The sequence below is a fragment of the Intrasporangium sp. genome (assembly GCF_030452765.1).
Lineage (GTDB): Bacteria > Actinomycetota > Actinomycetes > Actinomycetales > Dermatophilaceae > Intrasporangium_A.
In genome coordinates, this window is record NZ_JAKDLO010000029.1 from 1 (window position 1) to 17235 (window position 17235).

A 17235-nucleotide genomic window follows, 5' to 3' on the forward strand; every position below is an offset into this window, starting at 1 on the left:
GACCCGGGTGGGACGGGACCGGCTGAGTGCCATGGCCACCGCGCGACTGGACCGGTGCGGGCTCGGGACGGGTGGGCTGCGGCGGGGCCGACCGCTGCGCCTGGGACGGCTCGGCGCGCGTCGCGCGCTGAGCTGCCGCGATGGCGCGGCCGTCCTCGTGGCGGCTCGGCCCGCCCGCGTCGAAGCCCGCCGCGATGACGGTCACCCGCACCTCGTCGCCGAGGGCGTCGTCGATGACGGCACCGAAGATGATGTTGGCCTCGGGGTGGGCCGCCTCCTGGACGAGTCGTGCCGCCTCGTTGATCTCGAAGAGACCGAGGTCGGAGCCGCCCTGGACCGACAGGAGCACGCCGTGCGCGCCGTCGATCGAGGCCTCGAGCAGCGGGGAGCTGATCGCGAGCTCGGCGGCCTGGACGGCGCGGTCCTCGCCCCGGGCCGAGCCGATGCCCATGAGGGCGGAGCCGGCGCCCTGCATCACCGACTTGACGTCGGCGAAGTCGAGGTTGATCAGGCCGGGCGTCGTGATGAGGTCGGTGATCCCCTGGACACCGGACAGCAGGACCTGGTCGGCCGAGCGGAAGGCGTCCATCATCGAGACATTGCGGTCGCTGATCGACAGGAGGCGGTCGTTGGGGATGACGATCAGGGTGTCGACCTCCTCGCGGAGGTTGCCGATACCGGACTCGGCCTGGTTGGCCCGGCGCCTGCCCTCGAAGGTGAACGGGCGGGTCACGACGCCGATCGTCAGCGCCCCGAGCCCCTTGGCGATGCGCGCGACGACCGGCGCCCCGCCCGTGCCCGTACCGCCGCCCTCACCCGCCGTGACGAAGACCATGTCGGCCCCCTTGAGGACCTCTTGGATCTCCTCCTCGTGGTCCTCGGCCGCCTTCCGGCCGACCTCGGGGTCGGCACCGGCGCCGAGGCCTCGGGTCAGCTCCCGGCCGACGTCGAGCTTGACGTCGGCGTCGCTCATCAGCAGCGCTTGGGCGTCGGTGTTGATCGCGATGAACTCGACTCCCTTGAGCCCGACATCGATCATCCGGTTGATGGCGTTGACGCCACCTCCACCGATGCCGACAACCTTGATCACGGCCAAGTAGTTCTGCGGTGTTGCTGCCACGGGAGTGGGCCTTCCTGAAGGTGGAGCGTCCTGCGGGTCAGTGTCAAGCGAGGGAAACAACCCTAAACTTTCGATTTAAGGTTACGGTTCGGTCACGAACCTGTGTGGCCCTGACGGTATGTGGTGGCGGCACCCCGATCAACCTCGCCCGCGGCGTGTCGCCGACGCGGTTGGGCACAACCCTGCGACACGCCGGGGGCGGAGCCACAGCAGCCACTCCCGTCACACGAGAGTCAGGTGTCCCGGGGCGCGCCAGGTGAGGGCCGAACCTCAGCGGGTGACCGGGGCGCTCGGAACGCTGACGTCGACCGTCGTCCCTGGTTGTTGCAGCAGGATGGTGACGAGGCGGGCCTTCGACTGCTCCTGTCCCGAGGAGCCCCAGACGACGGTGCGGCGACCGTACTTCTCGGTGAGGGTGAAGCGCACCTGGTCGGCGGCGCCCACGGCCATGTCCGAGACCTGCGAGCGCACCGAGGCGGGTAGCGCGTGCAGCGCCGCCAGCGCCGCACTCAGGCCGCTGTTCGTGACGTCGGCCGACCCCGCCGTCACCACGGGGACTCCTTCGGGTGGCGTGCTCACCGTCCCGAACCGGACCCCGCCCTCATCTACAAGTTCTAGTTGACCTTGAGGGTTACGCAGCACCAAGGCTGGCTTGCGGGGCGTCACCTTGATGACAACCGAGTGCGGCAGGCTCCGGCTGACCCGGATGTCGGTCCACGAGCGGCCGGCCTCGAGGCGCTCCGTGACGGCATCGGTGTCGAGGCGCATCAGTGGGCCCCCGAGCGGGACCCGGGCCACCTCGCGAACCGCCCGTGCGTCGCCGGTGGAGACCCCCTCGACGCGCACGGTCGTCGCAGCCAGCAACGGGCTCATCCAGCCGACCCAGATGAGCCCCGCAGCCAGCAGGAGGCTCGCGACCAGCGCGGCGGCGAGCAGGAACGGTCGTCGTCGGGCTCGGGCGGCCCGGGCCTCGAACCGCGCCCGGGCGGAGCTGAGGCCGCTCGTCTGGCGTCGGCGCCGGGGCCAGATCCTCACGATCCCGCCTCGAGCAGGCGCAGCACCTCGGGACCGATCATCGTGACGTCGCCGGCCCCGATCGTCAGGACGAGGTCTCCGGGGCGGGCCAGCGCAGCGACGGCCGGTGCGACCGCGGACCAGGACGGGACGTAGTGGACCTCTACGCCCGGGGCCCGCGCCGCATCGGCCACGAGCTCGCCGGTCACGCCGGGGATCGGGTCCTCGCGGGCCGCGTAGACGTCCATGACGACCACGACATCGGCCTGGGCCAGACCCGCGCCGAGCTCGACCGCGAAGTCCCGCGTGCGGCTGTAGAGGTGCGGCTGGAAGACGGCGACGACCCGGCCACGGCCGGCGGCCAGGCCCACGGCCGTCTCGACCACGGCGCGGACCTTGCCGGCGTTGTGGGCGTAGTCGTCGACGACGGTGACCTCGCCGGCGGTTCCCTTCGGCTCGAAACGACGACGGGTCCCCGTGAAGGACGCCAGGCCGGCGAGGACGTCGCGCGGCTCCTGACCGAGCCCGACGACCGCCGCGGCGTACGCTGCCGCCGCGTTGAGCGCGTTGTGGCGTCCCGGAACGGCGAGACTCAGGGTGTGCTCCGCGCCGGCGTGGCTCACCGCGACGGTCGCCAGCAGGCCCGTGGGGCGGTAGTCGGCGAGCCGGATGTCGGCGCCCACGGAGAAGCCGTACGTGACGATGTCCAGCCCGTCGGCCCGCGCCGCCGCCGCCAGTCGCCTGGCGCCTTGGTCGTCCACGCACGTCACGAGCAACCCACCCGGCTCGATGCTCCGTGCGAACTCGAGGTAGGCGGCCTCCACAACCTTGAAGGTGTCGTAGAAGTCGAGGTGATCGGGTTGGACGTTGGTGACGATCGCGACGTGCGGGCGATAGACGACGAAGGAGCCGTCGCTCTCGTCGGCCTCGACGACGAAGGTGTCGCCGGACCCGTGGTGGGCGTTGGTGCCGTGCCTGGTCAGCTCCCCCCCGACGGCGAAGGAGGGGTCGAGGCCGCACTCCTGCAGGGCGATCGTCAGCAGCGAGGTGGTCGTCGTCTTGCCGTTCGCCCCGGCGACAGCGACCCGACGCCGGTCGTGCATGAGCGAGGCGAGCCCCTGAGCCCGGTGCAGCACCGGACGTGCGCGCCGCCGGGCGGCCAGCAGCTCGACGTTGTCGTCGCGGATCGAGGAGGACATGACGATGGTGTCGGCGCCAGCCTGATGCGGCGGTGCGAAGCCGACCCAGACCCGGGCGCCCTCGGAACGCAGCGCCGCGAGGACCGGCACGTCCTTGGCGTCGGAGCCGCTCACCGGGATGCCGCGCGCGAGCATGATGCGCGCGACCCCGGACATGCCGGCCCCGCCGATGGCAAGGAAGTGGACCGCGCCGAGGTCCTCGGCCCGAGGGACCGGGGCCCGGAAGTCGAAGCGGGCCCGGGCAAAGGGCGAACCCGTCGTCGGTACCGTCGGGGTCGTCATGAGCGGCTCCGGAAGGCCAGCTCGACCAGGTCGGCGAGCCGCTCGTCGGCGGCCGGCTCACCGAGGGTCGCGGCCGCCTGCGCCATCCTGGCCACGCGCTGCCCGTCCGTCGCGAGGCGCACGAGCTCTGCCTCGATCCAGGCGGGGGTGAGCTCGTCGTCGGCGACGAGCAGCCCACCCCCGGCGGCGACGACCTCGGCGGCGTTGAGGCGTTGTTCGCCGTTGCCGATCGGCAGGGGCACGTAGACGGCCGGCAGGCCGACCGTCGTCAGCTCGGCCACGGTGTTGGCCCCGGACCGCGCGACGACCAGGTCGGCCACGCAGTAGGCCAGCTCCATCCGGTCGGCGTAGGGCACGGTCACATAGGGCGCGCCGACCATCGGGACCTCGGGGGTGAACTCCTTGCCGACCCCGGTGATGTGCAGCACCTGGACGCCGGCCCCGCTCAGAACGCCGGCGCGGTCCCGGAACGCCTCGTTGAGGCGCTGCGCCCCGAGGGAGCCGCCGGTCACCAGGACCGTCGGCCACTGGCTCTCGAGGCCGAAGTGCTCGAGGGCCGCCGGGCGCAGGGCCGCCCGGTCGAGCGTCGCGATCTCGCGTCGCAGCGGCATCCCCGTGCGCGTCGCGTGCGGCAGCCTCGTGGCGCCGAAGGTCGTCGCGACGTATGGCGTCCAGCGGGCGCCGAGCCGGTTGGCCAGTCCGGGGCGGGCGTTCTGCTCGTGGACGACGATCGGCACGCGACGTCGGCGGGCAGCCACGTACGCCGGGGTGCTGACGTATCCGCCGAAGCCGACGACGACCTGTGCGCCGGTCTCGTCGATGGCTCGCCCGGCCGCGCCGATCGCGTCACGCAGCCGCACCGGCAGGCGCAGCAGGTCGCCGCTGGGGCGACGCGGGAGCGGCACCTTCGGCACGAACCGCAGGTCGAGCCCACGGGCCGGAACCAGCCGCGCCTCCAGGCCGGTCTCGGTGCCGAGCCCGGTGAGCCGAATGCCCGGATGCCGGCGCGCGAGGGCGTCGGCGAGGGCCAGCAGCGGGGACACGTGACCGGCACTGCCGCCTCCGGCAAGCAGGACGGAGGTGGGCGATGACACCACGGATCACCGGCTTCTGCGACGTGGGGGACGGGACGGCAGCACGGCGAGGGAACGCGCGAGCAGGCCCGGTCGCGCCTGCAGGAGCGTACGGCAGCCGGGCTCGTTGCGGGCGAAGCAGAGCAGGATGCCGAGGGCGAGCATCGTCGTGACGAGCGAGGACCCTCCCGCGCTGACCAGCGGCAGCGGGACACCGATCACGGGCAGCAGACCGATGACGGCGCCGATGTTGATGATGGCCTGGCCGAGCAGCCAGGCCATGATCCCGGCCGTCGCGATGCGGACGAAGCGGTCGCGGGTGCGAACCATGAGCCGGTAGCACGCCCAGGCGATGACCGCGAAGAGGAAGAGGATGACGAGCGTGCCGGGTAGGCCGAGCTCCTCACCGATGATGGCGAAGATGAAGTCGTTGTGCGCCTCGGCGAGCCAGTCCCACTTCTCCTTGGACGCACCGAGGCCGACCCCCCACCATCCGCCGTCGGCCAGGGCGTACATGCCGTGGACCGACTGGCCGCACCATCCGTCGGGGTCCGACTGGCACGCCGGGGACAGGAAGTTCGCGATACGGGCCATCCGGTTGTCGCTCGACTGGACGAGGTAGGTGATCCCGACCGTCGCGATCACCCCGGCGAGCAGGAAGAACCGGCCCCTGACGCCGGAGACGGCGAGGACCGCCGCGACGATCCCGAACATGACCAGTGCCGTGCCGAGGTCGTGGCCACCGAGCACGAGGGTGATGATGATCGCCGCGACGGGGATCAGGTAGGGCAGGATCGCGTGCCGGATCAGGCCGGCCAGCCGGCCCTTGTTGGCGAAGATCAACGCACCGACGAGGACGAGCGCGAGCTTGCCGAGCTCGGCGGGCTGGATCTGGACCGGCCCGACCCGCAGCCAGTTGCGGTTGCCGTTCACCTCGATGCCGAGGGACGGCACGAAGACGAGCCCGAGCAGGACGACAGAGCCGAAGAAGAACGGCAGCGACAGGCGCTTCCACCAGGCGAGCGGCAGCCTGCTGCCCACGGCCGCTGCGACCGCGCCGATGCCGGCGTAGAGCGCCTGCTTGGCGAAGACGGAGTAGGGCGCCTTGCCGCCGAGCAGCGAGCTGACGCTCGAGGCCGAGAAGACCATGATCAGGCCGAACACGACCAGGGTCGTCATCGCACCCAGGACCAGGTAGTAGGTCGTCAGCGGTGACTCGAGCTTGCCGATGACAGGCAGCCCGGCGAGCCGAGACACCTCTGCCCCCCGGCCGGTCTTGGAGCCGGTCTTGGAGCCGGTGGTCGGGGCGGTCGTCGAGGTCACTGGCCGCCACCTGTCACGTGCCGGCGGACCGCCTCCTCGAAGGCGTCGCCGCGGGCACCGTAGTGCTCGAACATGTCCATCGATGCGGCCGCGGGCGCGAGCAGCACGACGTCACCCGGCTGGGCGAGGCGCGCAGCATGGCCGACGACGAGGTCCATGGCCCCAGTGTCCGTCTCGGCGACGTCGATCACGGGGACATCGGGCGCGTGTCGGGCCAGTGCCGCAGCGATCTGCCCCCGGTCACGGCCCATCAGGACCACGCCATGCAGCCGCGAGGCGATCTCCTCGACGAGGCTGTCGACATCGGCGCCCTTGAGCAGCCCGCCTGCGATCCACACGACGCGCTCGTAGGACCTGAGCGCCGCTGCGGCGGCGTGGGTGTTGGTCGCCTTCGAGTCGTTGACCCAGCGCACCGGCCCCGGCACGTCGATGACCGCGATGCGGTGCCGGTCGGGTCGGAAGGCCCGCAGGCCGTCGCGCACCGACAGCGGGCCGACGCCATAGGCCCGGGCGAGGGCGGCCGCAGCCAGCGCGTTGGCGACGTAGTGGGGGGGCACCGACTCGGCGTCCCCGCGCAGGTCGGCGAGCGTGCACAGCTCGGCGGCGGCACGCTGGCGCTGCTCGACGAAGGCCCGGTCCGCGAGCACGTCGTCGACGACCCCGACCATCGACGGTCCCGGCACTCCGAGGGTGAAGCCGATGGCTCGGCAGCCCTCGACGACCTCGGCGTCCATGACGAGCTGCTCGGTCTGCAGATCCGCCACGTTGTAGACGCAGGCGAGGTGCGTGCGGTCGTAGATCCGGCCCTTGGCGCGCAGGTACTCGGCATACGACCCGTGCCAGTCGAGGTGGTCCGGTGCGACGTTGAGCACGGCGCTCGCGACCGCCGAGACGGACCGCTGCCAGTGCAGCTGGAAGCTCGACAGCTCGACCGCGATGACGTCGTACGGCTCCGGGTGGAGCACCGCCTCGAGGATCGGCGTGCCGACGTTGCCGGCGCTGGTCGCCCGCAACCCGGCGGACTGCAGGATCGAGGCGAGCATCCCGACCGTCGTCGTCTTGCCGTTCGTCCCCGTGACCGTGAGCCATGACGCAGCCCCCTGCCGGGGCCGCATCCGCCAGGCCAGCTCGACCTCGCCCCAGACGGGGACACCGGCCTGCCCAGCGGCGAGCATGAGTGGGTCGTGCGGCGGCACCCCGGGCGAGGTGACCACGAGCTGGGTGCCCTCGGGCGGGTGGTGCAGGTGCTCGGGCCCGAGCCGGACGTCGACGCCGAGGATCTGCAGGATCTGCGCCCGCTCCGTGATGACGTCGGTGACGTCGCGAGACACCACGGTGACCTCGGCACCGCGCTCGGCCAGCGCGTCGGCCGCTGCGAAGCCCGAGACGCCGAGACCGACGACGAGCACGGGCAGGCCGCTCCAGTCGCCGTCGCGATGGGTCAGCCCAGGGCGGGGCTCGTAGCTCGGGTCGACCGTCATGCCGAGCCCACCACCCACTCCGCGTAGAAGACGCCGAGCCCCAGCGCGACGAAGAGGCCCGAGATGATCCAGAACCGGATGACGATCGTCACCTCGGCCCACCCGACGAGCTCGAAGTGGTGCTGCAGCGGTGCCATGCGGAACACCCGTCTGCCTGTCGACTTGAACGAGACGACCTGGATGATGACCGACATCGTGATGATGATGAACAGGCCACCGAGGATGATCAGGAGCAGCTCGGTGCGCGTCGTGATGGCAAGCCCGGCGAGGGCTCCGCCGAGGGCCAGCGACCCGGTGTCTCCCATGAAGATCTTGGCGGGGGACGCGTTCCACCAGAGGAACCCGAAACAGGCTCCCATGCCGGCCGCCGCGACGAGGGCAAGGTCGTGGGAGTCGCGCACCTCGTAGCACTTGATCCCGGGGTTGGTCTGGCAGTTCTGGTTGAACGTCCAGAGGCTGATCAGGACATAGGCTCCGAAGACCATCGTCGAGACACCGGTGGCGAGCCCGTCGAGGCCGTCGGTGAGGTTCACCCCGTTGGACGCTCCGGCGATCATGAGGTTGGCCCAGATGATGAACAGGACGACGCCGAGGATCGTCCCGTAGTACGCGAGGTTGATGTTCGTGTCGCGCACGAAGGAGATGAACGGCGAGGCGGGCGTACGGTACTGGGCGTTGGGGAACTGCAGGGCGAGACCCGCGAAGACGACCCCGACCAGACCCTGGCCGGCGAGCTTCTGCTTCGAGCGCAGCCCGAGGCTGCGCTGCTTCGAGATCTTGATGTAGTCGTCGAGGAAGCCGACCACCCCGAGCCCGGCCATGAGGAACAGGACCAGGACGCCGCTGGCGGTCAAGGGCGTCAGTGTCACGAGGTGGGCCAGGGCGTAGGCGCCGACGGTCGCCCCGAGGATCACCGCCCCGCCCATCGTCGGGGTGCCGCGCTTGGTGTGGTGGGAGGTCGGCCCGTCGTCGCGGATGAACTGCCCATAGCCGCGCCTCACGAGGAACTTGATGAACAGCGGCGTGCCCAACAGCGAGATGACCAGCGAGAAGGCCGAGGCGATCAGGATGCCCTTCACGAGCCCACCTCCCCGGCGTCCGCCCCGCCGGGCGTCGCTGCCCGCTCGGCGACCCGGTCGCCGAGCCAGCGCAGCCCACTGTCCCGGCTGGACTTGAAGAGCACGATGTCGCCGGGCGCCAGCTCGACGCGCAGCAGGTTGAACGCCGCATCGGTGTCCCGGACCCACTCCGCCGCGCCGACCACCCGGGCCCCCGCGCCGACCGCCACGACGCGGTCGATGCCGAGCTCGGCGGCATACCGTCCGATCTCGGCGTGTGCGGCGGCACCGGACCCGCCGAGCTCGAGCATCTCGCCGACGACGGCCCATCGGCGCCCGGTCGTCGCCATGGCGGCGAGCGCGTCGAGCGCCGCGCGCATCGACTCGGGGTTGGCGTTGTACGCGTCGTTGACGACCACGACGCCGTCGGCGCGGTGGGTCACCTCCATCCGCCAGCGGCTCACCGGTCGGGCGGCGCCGAGGGCGGTGGAGACGGCTTCCAGCCCGAGCCCGAGCTCGAGCGCGGCGGCTGCCACGGCAAGGGAGTTCGCGACGTGGTGCGCCCCGACGAGGGCGAGTCGCACCGGTGCCCGGCCCCCCTGGGCGACGAGCGTGTATGCCGCCCTCCCGGCCTCGTCGAGGACGACGTCCTCGGCGCGCACCTGCGCCTGCTCGCAGGTGCCGACCAGGCAAACCCGGGCAGCCAGGCCGTGTGCCATCGCGGCGACGAGAGGGTCGTCGGCGTTGAGGATCGCCAAGCCGGTCGGTGGGACCGCTCGAGGCAGCTCGGACTTCGCGCGAGCGATGTTCTCGCGGGAGCCGAACTCGCCGAGATGGGCGGTGCCGACGTTGAGGACGATGCCCACCTGCGGCGGCGCGATCCTGGTCAGGTACTCGATGTGGCCGACGCCGCGCGCGCCCATCTCGACGACGAGGAAGCGGGTCGAGGGGGTGATGCGGCACACGGTGAGCGGCACCCCGATCTCGCCGTTGAACGAGCCCACCGGGGCGACCGTCTCGCCGGCCGAGGCGAGGACCACCGCGAGCAGATCCTTGGTCGAGGTCTTGCCGGAGGATCCGGTGATGCCGATGACGCGCACCCCGGGGGCGGCCTCGAGGACGCCGCGTGCCACCTGTCCGAAGGCCGGCTGGACGTCGTCGACCACGACGCAGGGCAGGGCGTCGACGGGCCTCGACGCGAGCGCCGCGATCGCTCCGCGGGCGGCGGCGTCAGGCGCGAAGTCGTGTCCGTCCGCGTGCTCGCCGACCCGGGCGACGTAGAGGCCGCCGGGACCGCACTCGCGTGAGTCGGTCACGACCGGACCGTCGATGACCAGGTCGTGGCCGGGGTCGGCGCCGTGCAGCACGCCGCCGGCCAGCTCGGCGATGCGGGTGAGGGGAAGGGGGATCATCGGGCGCCCCCCGCTCCGGACGAGGGTCTTGTAGTAGTGGCTGTCGTGGTACTGGGCGTCGTGGAGGCTGTCGTGGTGTGAAGGCCGGCTCTGACGAGCGCCAGGCGTACCGCCTCGCGGTCGTCGAAGGGGCGCACCACTCCGCCGACCTCCTGCCCGGACTCGTGCCCCTTGCCGAGGACGACGACCGTGTCGATGCGGCCGCTCTCGCGGGCGGCCTGTACGGCGTCGGCGACCGCGCCGGTGATCGCGTCGGTGCGGGTGCCGCCGTCGATGACCTCCGTCGCGGCGGCGTGGCCGCCCCGGACGGCCTCGTCCGCGCCCGCCCGGACCGCCGCGCGGATCGCGGCCGGGTCCTCGGAGCGGGGGTTGTCGTCGGTGACGACGACGACGTCGGCCTGCCGCGCCGCGGCGGCGCCCATGTCGGGCCGTTTGCCCCGGTCCCGGTCGCCACCGGCACCGAGCACCGCGACGAGGCGCCCGGTCGTCGAGGGGCGCAGTGCGGCGAGGGCCGCGTCGACCGCGTCGGGGGTGTGGGCGAAGTCGACGATGCAACGCGGGGTGCCGGGCCCGCTGGTGACGATCTGCATGCGGCCCGGGACCTCGGGCGGGTGTGCCATCGCGCGGTCCACCTCGGCCGGGCCGTACCCGAGGCAGAGCAGGGCGAGAGCGGCGAGGCACGTGTTGGCGACGTTGAACGAGCCGGGCAGGTGCGAGACGAGGTGCAGCTCCGTGGCTTGCGCGCGCGAGCGCAGCACGATGTCGTCGCCGGAGGCCTGAGCCGACCAGTCGGCGGGGGCGCCCGACGTCGAGAAGGTCGTCACCGGGACGCCGGCCGCCGACGCGAGGCGGCGGCCCCACTCGTCGTCGACGCAGACGATGCCGCGACGGGACCGTGTCGGCGTGAACAGCGCTGCCTTGGCAGCGAAGTACTGCTCCATCGACCCGTGGAAGTCGAGGTGGTCCTGGGAGAGGTTCGTGAACAGGGCGAGGTCGTAGACGACGCCGTCGACCCGGTGCAGGGCGAGCGCGTGGCTCGAGACCTCCATGACGCACGCGTCGACACCCCGCTCGCGCATGACGGCGAGGATGGCGTGCAGCTCGGGCGACTCCGGCGTGGTGCGCACGGACGGGATGCGCTCCGGCCCGATGCGGGTCTCGACGGTGCCGATCAGGCCGGTGCGCAGGCCGTGGGCACGCAGCGCGGACTCGAGCAGGTAGGCCGTCGTCGTCTTGCCGTTCGTGCCCGTGATACCGACCATGGTCATCTCGTCCGCCGGGTCGCCGTAGACCGCGGCGGCGAGCCCGCCGAGGAGCTCGCGGGGACGGTCGACGACCAGGACCGGCACCGAGACGTCACGGAGCTGCGCGGCCCCTTCGGGGTCGGTCAGCACGGCGACTGCACCCGAGCGGACGGCCTGCGCCGCGAAGGTGGCGCCGTGCACGTTGAAGCCCGGCAGGGCGGCGTACAGGTCGCCTGCGCACACCGTCCGGCTGTCGAGGGTCACGCCGGTGACGAGGACATCGGCCGAGGGGTTGGCCCGGCCGACTCTCGTGCTCAGGTCAGCGAGTCGCCGGCCGGAGGCCCTGGGGCGGATGGGGGGTGGTGACACGGCATCCCAACCTACAGGCCATCGCGCTTGGCCCGGGCCTGGGACAGGACGTTCGGGTCGGATGCGGACAGCTTGTGCCCTGCCCAGACGTGGTAGTCGAGGCTGGACTTCGGGCTCGGCGGGTCGCCGTCGCGCTGGATGAGGTAGCTCATGACCTGGTTGAAGACCGGGCCGGCGAGGGCACCGCCGAACATGCCGGCGGTCGGCTGGTGCAGGAACACCCCGACAACGTACTTCGGCGCCTCCGCGGGGGCGTAGCCGATGAACGAGGCGGTGAAGCCGTTGTACCCTCGCGTCCTCTGGTCGTAGAAGTCGGCCGTGCCCGTCTTGCCGGCGACCCGGTAGCCCTTGATCCGGGCGTCCGAGGCGGTGCCGTCGGGCCCGGTGACCTCCTCGATCATCCGGCTCAGCGTCGTCGCGGTCTTCTCCGACACGACCCGCACGCCGCGTTGGGCCGGTGCCGGCACGAGCGTGCCCGAGTCGTTCATCGTCCCCTCGACGAGGGTCGGCGGCATGCGCAGGCCCTTGTTGGCGATCGCCTGGTACGCGCTGGTCATCTGCAGCCCGGTCGCCGAGTAGGCCTGTCCGAACAGCCTGGTGTACCGGGAGGCGCCGACCCACAGCTTCGGTGCCGGCACGTCGCCCGCCGACTCGCCCGGGAAGCCGATCGGCGAGCGCGAGCCGAGGCCGAACCGGTGGAAGTAGCCGACGAGGACCTTCGGGTCGATCCGTTCGCCGATCAGCATGGTGCCGATGTTCGACGACTTGGCGATGACCCCGGTGGCCGTCAGGTACTCGGTCGGGTGGTTCTCGTTGTCCTTGAACCGCATGCCGGCCCGCGGCAGGCGGTTGGGCACGATCACTCCGGTGCCCGGGGTGATGACCCCCTCCTGGAGGGCCGCCGCGAAGGTGATCAGCTTCCCGGTGGAGCCGGGCTCGAACGCGTCGTCCAGCGCGCCGTTTCGCATGTGGTCGAGGTTGGTGTGACCGAGGTCGTTCGGATCGAAGGACGGATAGTTCGCGATAGCCCGGACCTTGCCGGTCGCGACTTCGACGACGAGCGCCGACCCCTCCTTCGCGCCGACGTCCTGGACCCGCTTGGCCAGGGCGTTCTCGGCCAACCACTGCAGGTCGGCGTCGATCGTGAGGCGCACGGTGCGGCCGTTGACGACCGGGGTGTCGACGCGCTCCGAGCCGGGGATGACGTAGCCGTCCCGGGCCCGCTCGTAGACGGTCGTGCCGGGCGTACCCGAGAGGGTCCTGTCGAACTGGTACTCGATACCGCTCAAGGGTGACTGGTCGGAGGGCCGGACCACGCCGACCACCGGGCCCAGGGCCATCCCGAGCGGGTAGACGCGCGCGGCGGTCCGCTCCGCGGCGATACCCGGCACGCCGAGTGCCTTGACCTGCCGCCACACGGCCGGGGTGACCTCCTTCTTGACGATGACGTAGCGGGTGCCGGCCCGGGTGAAGCGAGCCTCGAGGTCGCTGGTGTCCATGCCGAGCAGCGGCGCGACGTCGCTCGCGGCCCCCGCCGCGCCGACCTTCTCCCGGACGTCACCGACCTTGACCTGGTACTGCGCGATCGCGACCGGGTCGCCGACCACGGTGAACCGCTCGACGCTCTCGGCCAGCACCCTGCCGTTCGTGTCGAGGATCTGCCCCCGCATCGCCGGGGTGACCGACTTGACGGACCGCTTGCTCATCGCCGCCCGTTGGGTGGCCGAGGCGTCGAGGCCCTGCACCCGGAACAGCTGGACCCCGAAGACGGTGAAGACCGCGAGGATGACTCCGAGCATCGCCCTGGCCCGCGGGCGGGGGTTGGCTGCGTCGCGGCGGCGCCGCGGTCGGCGCGGCCCACCTGGCCCGCCGGGCGCACCGCTGCCCACCAGCCGCTTCGGCGCGGGACCGCGCCCGTGGGCGGCCGAGCGGCCGCGCGAGGGCGCGTGCCTGCCGCGTGCCCCTGCCCCGCCGGGAGCCGACGTACGGTGCGTGGTCCCACTGCGAGCCACCGGCCGCCGGGGACCGGTTCCTCGGGTCTGGGTCACGAAGTCACCTCGTCGTCGCGGGCGATCCCGCCGGCTTGCTGATCGGGTCAAGTGTCTCCGTCGCGGACGGCGGTGCGGCGCTTTCGCCGACCTTCGGCGTGGCGGCGGTGCCGGCCAGCCTCGCCACGGCTCGGGCCGCCGCGACGGCAGCCTCGGTCGCGCCGTCGAGGGCAGAGGTGAGCCGGGTGACGACCCGCGGGGCGGGCATCGGGGCGACGACGATCGGCACCTTCTGCAGCGTCGTGGCCGGGTAGGCCGTGCCGCTGACCTTCCCGCTCGCCAGGTCGATGTAGCCCCGCTGGCCGGCCCGGACCATCCCGAGGGAGGTGGCGCGAGCCGCGAGCGCGTTGCTCGAGGACGCCTGGGCGATCTGCTCGCTCAGGGCGCCGGCACGCGCGTCCAGCACCCGCGACTCCTTCTGGAGCGAGCCGAGAGTGAGCGAGCCCTCGGCCAGGGCGGTGTTGAGCAGGAGCAGCCCGACGAGCCCCAGGGTGAGCAGCGCGATGCACAGCGTGCCGAAGGCGCCGTTGCCGCTCGTGCCGATCCGGGTCGGGATGACCCTCAGGGGCGCCACGGACGGAACACGCCGGGGGGCCCGCAACGGACGGGCGGTGGCGATCGTCTGGCTCATCGGATGAGTCCCTTCCTCGGGTGTTCCGGCGTGGCTGGTGTCGTGGCCCTGGTCCGCTCGGCGACCCGGAGCCGGGCCGAGGCGGCTCTGGGGTTGGCGATGACCTCCGCCTCGCTCGGCTCCTCGGCGCCTCGGGTCACCAGCCGCAGGTACGGCGCATGCTCCGGCAGCTCGACGGGCAGCCCGGGCGGTGTCGTGGAGGTGGCCCCGGCCGACAGGGCTCGCTTGGCGATGCGGTCCTCGAGGGAGTGGTAGGACAGGATGGCGATCCGGCCCCCGACCGAGAGCCGGGCGATGGCCTCGGGGACCGCTCGCTGCCAGGTGCCGAGCTCGTCGTTGACCTCGATCCGCAACGCCTGGAAGGTGCGCTTGGCCGGATGGCCGCTCTGGCGCTGCGAGCTGATCGGGATGACCCGGCGCAGCAGCTCGACGAGCCGGCCTGAGGTCGTGAAGGGCTCGTGCTGGCGCTCCCGGACGACTTCCGCCGCGATGCTGCGGGCGTAGCGCTCCTCGCCGTACTCCTTGAGGATCCTGGCGAGCTCCGGGGCGGGATAGGTGTTGAGGACCTCAGCGGCGGTCCGCCCGGCCGACTGGTCCATCCGCATGTCGAGCGGTGCGTCGACGCGGTAGGCGAAGCCTCGGTCGGCCTCGTCGAGCTGGAGCGAGGAGACGCCCAGGTCGAACAGGATCCCGTTGACGGTGTCGATCCCGAGGGAGTCGAGGACCGCCCCGACCTCGTCGTAGACGGCGTGGACCGCGACGAAACGGTCCGCGAAGCGGGCGAGGCGCTGCCCGGCCAGGGCGAGCGCCTCGCGGTCTCGGTCGAGGCCGACCACGGTCACCTCGGGGAACCGCTCGAGGACCCCGCCGGCGTGCCCACCCATGCCGAGCGTCGCGTCCACGTGGACGGCGTCCGGGACGCTGAGAGCGCGCCCGAGCAGGTCGAGGATCCGGTCGCGCAGGACGGGGACGTGGCGGCCCTGCGCCTGTCCTCGGTGCGTCATCGTCACCCTCTCGGTCCTGCTGGTCGGGCCTGGCCCGTGCTCGTCGGCTCGGTCGTCGGTCGGTGGGTGGGGATGGCCCCGGCCTGGGGACTGGTCCCCATCCGCTGCGTCGCCCGGGGCGGGGGAAGTCACCCCGGGAGCGAAGCGGCTGGAGGCCGGTGCGCAGGCAGACGGCCGGGTCAGAACATGCCGGGGACCACCTCCTCGGCCGTGTCGGCGTAGGTCTGCTCGGTCTCGGCCAGATAGTCGTTCCACGCCGCGCTGTCCCAGACCTCGAGGTGGGTGCCGGCGCCGATGACGGTGACCTCGCGGTCGAGGCCCGCGTACTGCCGCAGGTTCGCCGGGATCGTGAACCGGCCCTGCTTGTCGGGGATCTCGTCGGAGGCCCCGGAGAGGATGACGCGGATGTAGTCGCGGGCCGCCCTCGAGCTCTGCGGTGCCTCGCGCATCCGCTCGGCGACCTTGCGGAACTCGTCCATCGGGTAGATGGAGAGGCTGCGCTCCTGCCCGCGGGTCACGACCAGCCCGGCGGCGAGACGCTCGCGGTATTTCGCGGGGAGGAAGAGCCGCCCCTTCTCGTCGAGTCGCGGGGTGTGCGTCCCGAGAAACACGGCTGGTCACCTCCCCTTCGTCGACCCTGGCGATCCACAGTGTGCCTTGGTGCCCCACCGTACTCCACTTCACACCACCATGGGCTTCGACAAGCCGTACTTCGCGCACGCTACATATGTTTTCGCAGGTCAGGTTCGTGGAGCAGAGTGGAGGAGAATTCGACCCGGTGGGCCCAGCGACGGCCCGCGAGCCCGGGAAGCGAGCTGAGCGGCATACCTCGTCGGGCACCGCACCCGTGCGAGAGGATCGCCGCGGCGCACGACGGGAGCAGAGTGGAGGGACCGGCCCTTTTGATGCGGAGCGCAGATGAGGGAAGATCGCGTGAGGGCACATGCGCGCCCGGCACGCATGGGAGTGCGTCCAGGGGGAACCGGAGGAAGCGTGACGACGGACACGGCGGGTCGCGACATCGACACGGCACTCGAGCTCATCCATGACGTGGCGACCCGGCTGGCCGGTGCGATGGGGCGGGTCATCGAGGGCAAGGACGAGGTCGTCCGCACCACGATCACCGTGCTCTTCGCCAGTGGCCACCTGCTCATCGAGGACGTGCCGGGGGTCGGCAAGACGATGCTCGCCAAGTCCCTGGCCCGCTCGATCGACGCGACCGTGCGCCGCATCCAGTTCACCCCCGACCTGCTGCCGAGCGACGTCACCGGTGTCAGTGTCTTCAACCAGGACGCCCGCACCTTCGAGTTCCGGCCCGGCGCGATCTTCGCGAACGTCGTGGTCGGCGACGAGATCAACCGAGCCTCCCCCAAGACCCAGTCCGCGTTGCTCGAGTCCATGGAGGAGCGGCAGGTCACGGCCGACGGGACGACCTACCGGCTGCAGGAGCCGTTCATCGTCATGGCGACCCAGAACCCGATCGAGATGGAGGGCACCTATCCCCTGCCGGAGGCGCAGCGCGACCGGTTCATGGCCCGCATCTCGATGGGGTATCCGTCGCCTCGGGCTGAGCTCGAGCTGCTCGAGACACACGGGGCACGCTCGCCACTCGAGTCGCTGACGCCGGTCACCGACGCGGCGACGGTCGTCTCGGTCATCGAGGCCGTGACGCGGGTGCACGCGAGCCCGGCGGTCCGGCAGTACATCGTCGACCTCGTCGACCGGTCCCGTTCGTCGACGGCGCTGCGGCTCGGAGCCTCGCCGCGCGCCGGCCTGCACCTGCTGCGCGCGTCCCGGGCCCACGCCGCGCTCGAAGGGCGCGACCACGTCATCCCCGACGACGTGCAGGCCCTGGCCGTCGCCGTCCTGGCCCACCGGCTGATGCCCTCCAGTGAGACCCAGCTGGCCCGTCGCACGACGAGCGAGGTCGTCAGCGACCTGCTCCGGCAGACCCCCGTGCCCCCGGCGGCGCGGTGA

The 17235-nt window shown here is 72.0% G+C and carries 14 protein-coding genes; 1 reads left to right on the forward strand and 13 read right to left on the reverse strand.

Features of this window, described 5'->3' with window-relative positions; translation table 11 throughout:
* The 13 genes from ftsZ to mraZ all read right to left on the reverse strand — a co-directional run.
* The coding region (gene ftsZ / locus L0H79_RS05700) for a cell division protein FtsZ (protein ID WP_301483599.1) at positions 1-1120 on the reverse strand (1120 nt) is incomplete at its 3' end.
* 270 nt (positions 1121-1390) lie between these two features.
* The gene (locus L0H79_RS05705; RefSeq protein WP_301483600.1) at positions 1391-2155 is read right to left on the reverse strand and encodes a cell division protein FtsQ/DivIB; all 765 of its coding nucleotides are present in this window, start codon (positions 2153-2155) and stop codon (positions 1391-1393) included.
* On the reverse strand, positions 2152-3615 hold the full coding sequence (gene murC, locus L0H79_RS05710; protein ID WP_301483601.1) for a UDP-N-acetylmuramate--L-alanine ligase: 1464 nt from the start codon (positions 3613-3615) through the stop codon (positions 2152-2154). Before murC ends, L0H79_RS05705 begins: the two co-directional genes overlap by 4 nt.
* A complete protein-coding gene (gene murG / locus L0H79_RS05715) occupies positions 3612-4709 on the reverse strand; it encodes an undecaprenyldiphospho-muramoylpentapeptide beta-N-acetylglucosaminyltransferase (RefSeq protein WP_301483602.1) in 1098 nt (365 codons plus the stop codon). The genes murC and murG overlap by 4 nt, the downstream gene beginning before the upstream one ends.
* A gap of 6 nt (positions 4710-4715) precedes the next feature.
* Positions 4716-6011, reverse strand: a complete 1296-nt coding sequence (ftsW, locus tag L0H79_RS05720) for a putative lipid II flippase FtsW (RefSeq protein ID WP_301483604.1) — start codon at positions 6009-6011, stop codon at positions 4716-4718.
* Complete coding sequence (gene murD / locus L0H79_RS05725) at positions 6008-7492, reverse strand: UDP-N-acetylmuramoyl-L-alanine--D-glutamate ligase (RefSeq protein ID WP_301483605.1); 1485 nt, start codon at positions 7490-7492, stop codon at positions 6008-6010. Before murD ends, ftsW begins: the two co-directional genes overlap by 4 nt.
* The gene (gene mraY, locus L0H79_RS05730) at positions 7489-8571 is read right to left on the reverse strand and encodes a phospho-N-acetylmuramoyl-pentapeptide-transferase (RefSeq protein ID WP_301483606.1); all 1083 of its coding nucleotides are present in this window, start codon (positions 8569-8571) and stop codon (positions 7489-7491) included. Before mraY ends, murD begins: the two co-directional genes overlap by 4 nt.
* Positions 8568-9962, reverse strand: coding sequence for a UDP-N-acetylmuramoyl-tripeptide--D-alanyl-D-alanine ligase (gene murF, locus L0H79_RS05735; RefSeq protein ID WP_301483607.1), 1395 nt, complete (start codon positions 9960-9962; stop codon positions 8568-8570). Before murF ends, mraY begins: the two co-directional genes overlap by 4 nt.
* Positions 9959-11575, reverse strand: coding sequence for a UDP-N-acetylmuramoyl-L-alanyl-D-glutamate--2,6-diaminopimelate ligase (locus L0H79_RS05740; protein WP_301483608.1), 1617 nt, complete (start codon positions 11573-11575; stop codon positions 9959-9961). The genes murF and L0H79_RS05740 overlap by 4 nt, the downstream gene beginning before the upstream one ends.
* Before the next feature lie 11 nt (positions 11576-11586).
* Complete coding sequence (locus L0H79_RS05745) at positions 11587-13464, reverse strand: penicillin-binding protein 2 (protein ID WP_301483609.1); 1878 nt, start codon at positions 13462-13464, stop codon at positions 11587-11589.
* A gap of 163 nt (positions 13465-13627) precedes the next feature.
* Entirely contained in the window at positions 13628-14254 is a 627-nt protein-coding gene (locus tag L0H79_RS05750; RefSeq protein ID WP_301483610.1) for a hypothetical protein, read from the reverse strand.
* Positions 14251-15258: a 16S rRNA (cytosine(1402)-N(4))-methyltransferase RsmH gene (gene rsmH, locus L0H79_RS05755; RefSeq protein ID WP_301483611.1), complete on the reverse strand. Its 1008-nt coding sequence runs from the start codon at positions 15256-15258 to the stop codon at positions 14251-14253. The genes L0H79_RS05750 and rsmH overlap by 4 nt, the downstream gene beginning before the upstream one ends.
* Before the next feature lie 179 nt (positions 15259-15437).
* Positions 15438-15869 (reverse strand): division/cell wall cluster transcriptional repressor MraZ, encoded by a 432-nt coding sequence (gene mraZ, locus L0H79_RS05760; protein ID WP_301483612.1) that lies wholly within the window; start codon positions 15867-15869, stop codon positions 15438-15440.
* Positions 15870-16251: 382 nt separating this feature from the next.
* Here mraZ and L0H79_RS05765 point away from each other — a divergent pair, with 382 nt between their 5' ends.
* The gene (locus L0H79_RS05765; RefSeq protein ID WP_301483613.1) at positions 16252-17235 is read left to right on the forward strand and encodes a MoxR family ATPase; all 984 of its coding nucleotides are present in this window, start codon (positions 16252-16254) and stop codon (positions 17233-17235) included.

Bases quoted from the DNA above. Each gene is read 5' to 3' on its own strand.
- murC (WP_301483601.1), bottom strand. From the start codon at position 3,615: ATGACGACCCCGACGGTACCGACGACGGGTTCGCCCTTTGCCCGGGCC.
- murD (WP_301483605.1), bottom strand. From the start codon at position 7,492: ATGACGGTCGACCCGAGCTACGAGCCCCGCCCTGGGCTGACCCATCGC.
- murF (WP_301483607.1), bottom strand. From the start codon at position 9,962: ATGATCCCCCTTCCCCTCACCCGCATCGCCGAGCTGGCCGGCGGCGTG.
- L0H79_RS05750 (WP_301483610.1), bottom strand. From the start codon at position 14,254: ATGAGCCAGACGATCGCCACCGCCCGTCCGTTGCGGGCCCCCCGGCGT.
- rsmH (WP_301483611.1), bottom strand. From the start codon at position 15,258: ATGACGCACCGAGGACAGGCGCAGGGCCGCCACGTCCCCGTCCTGCGC.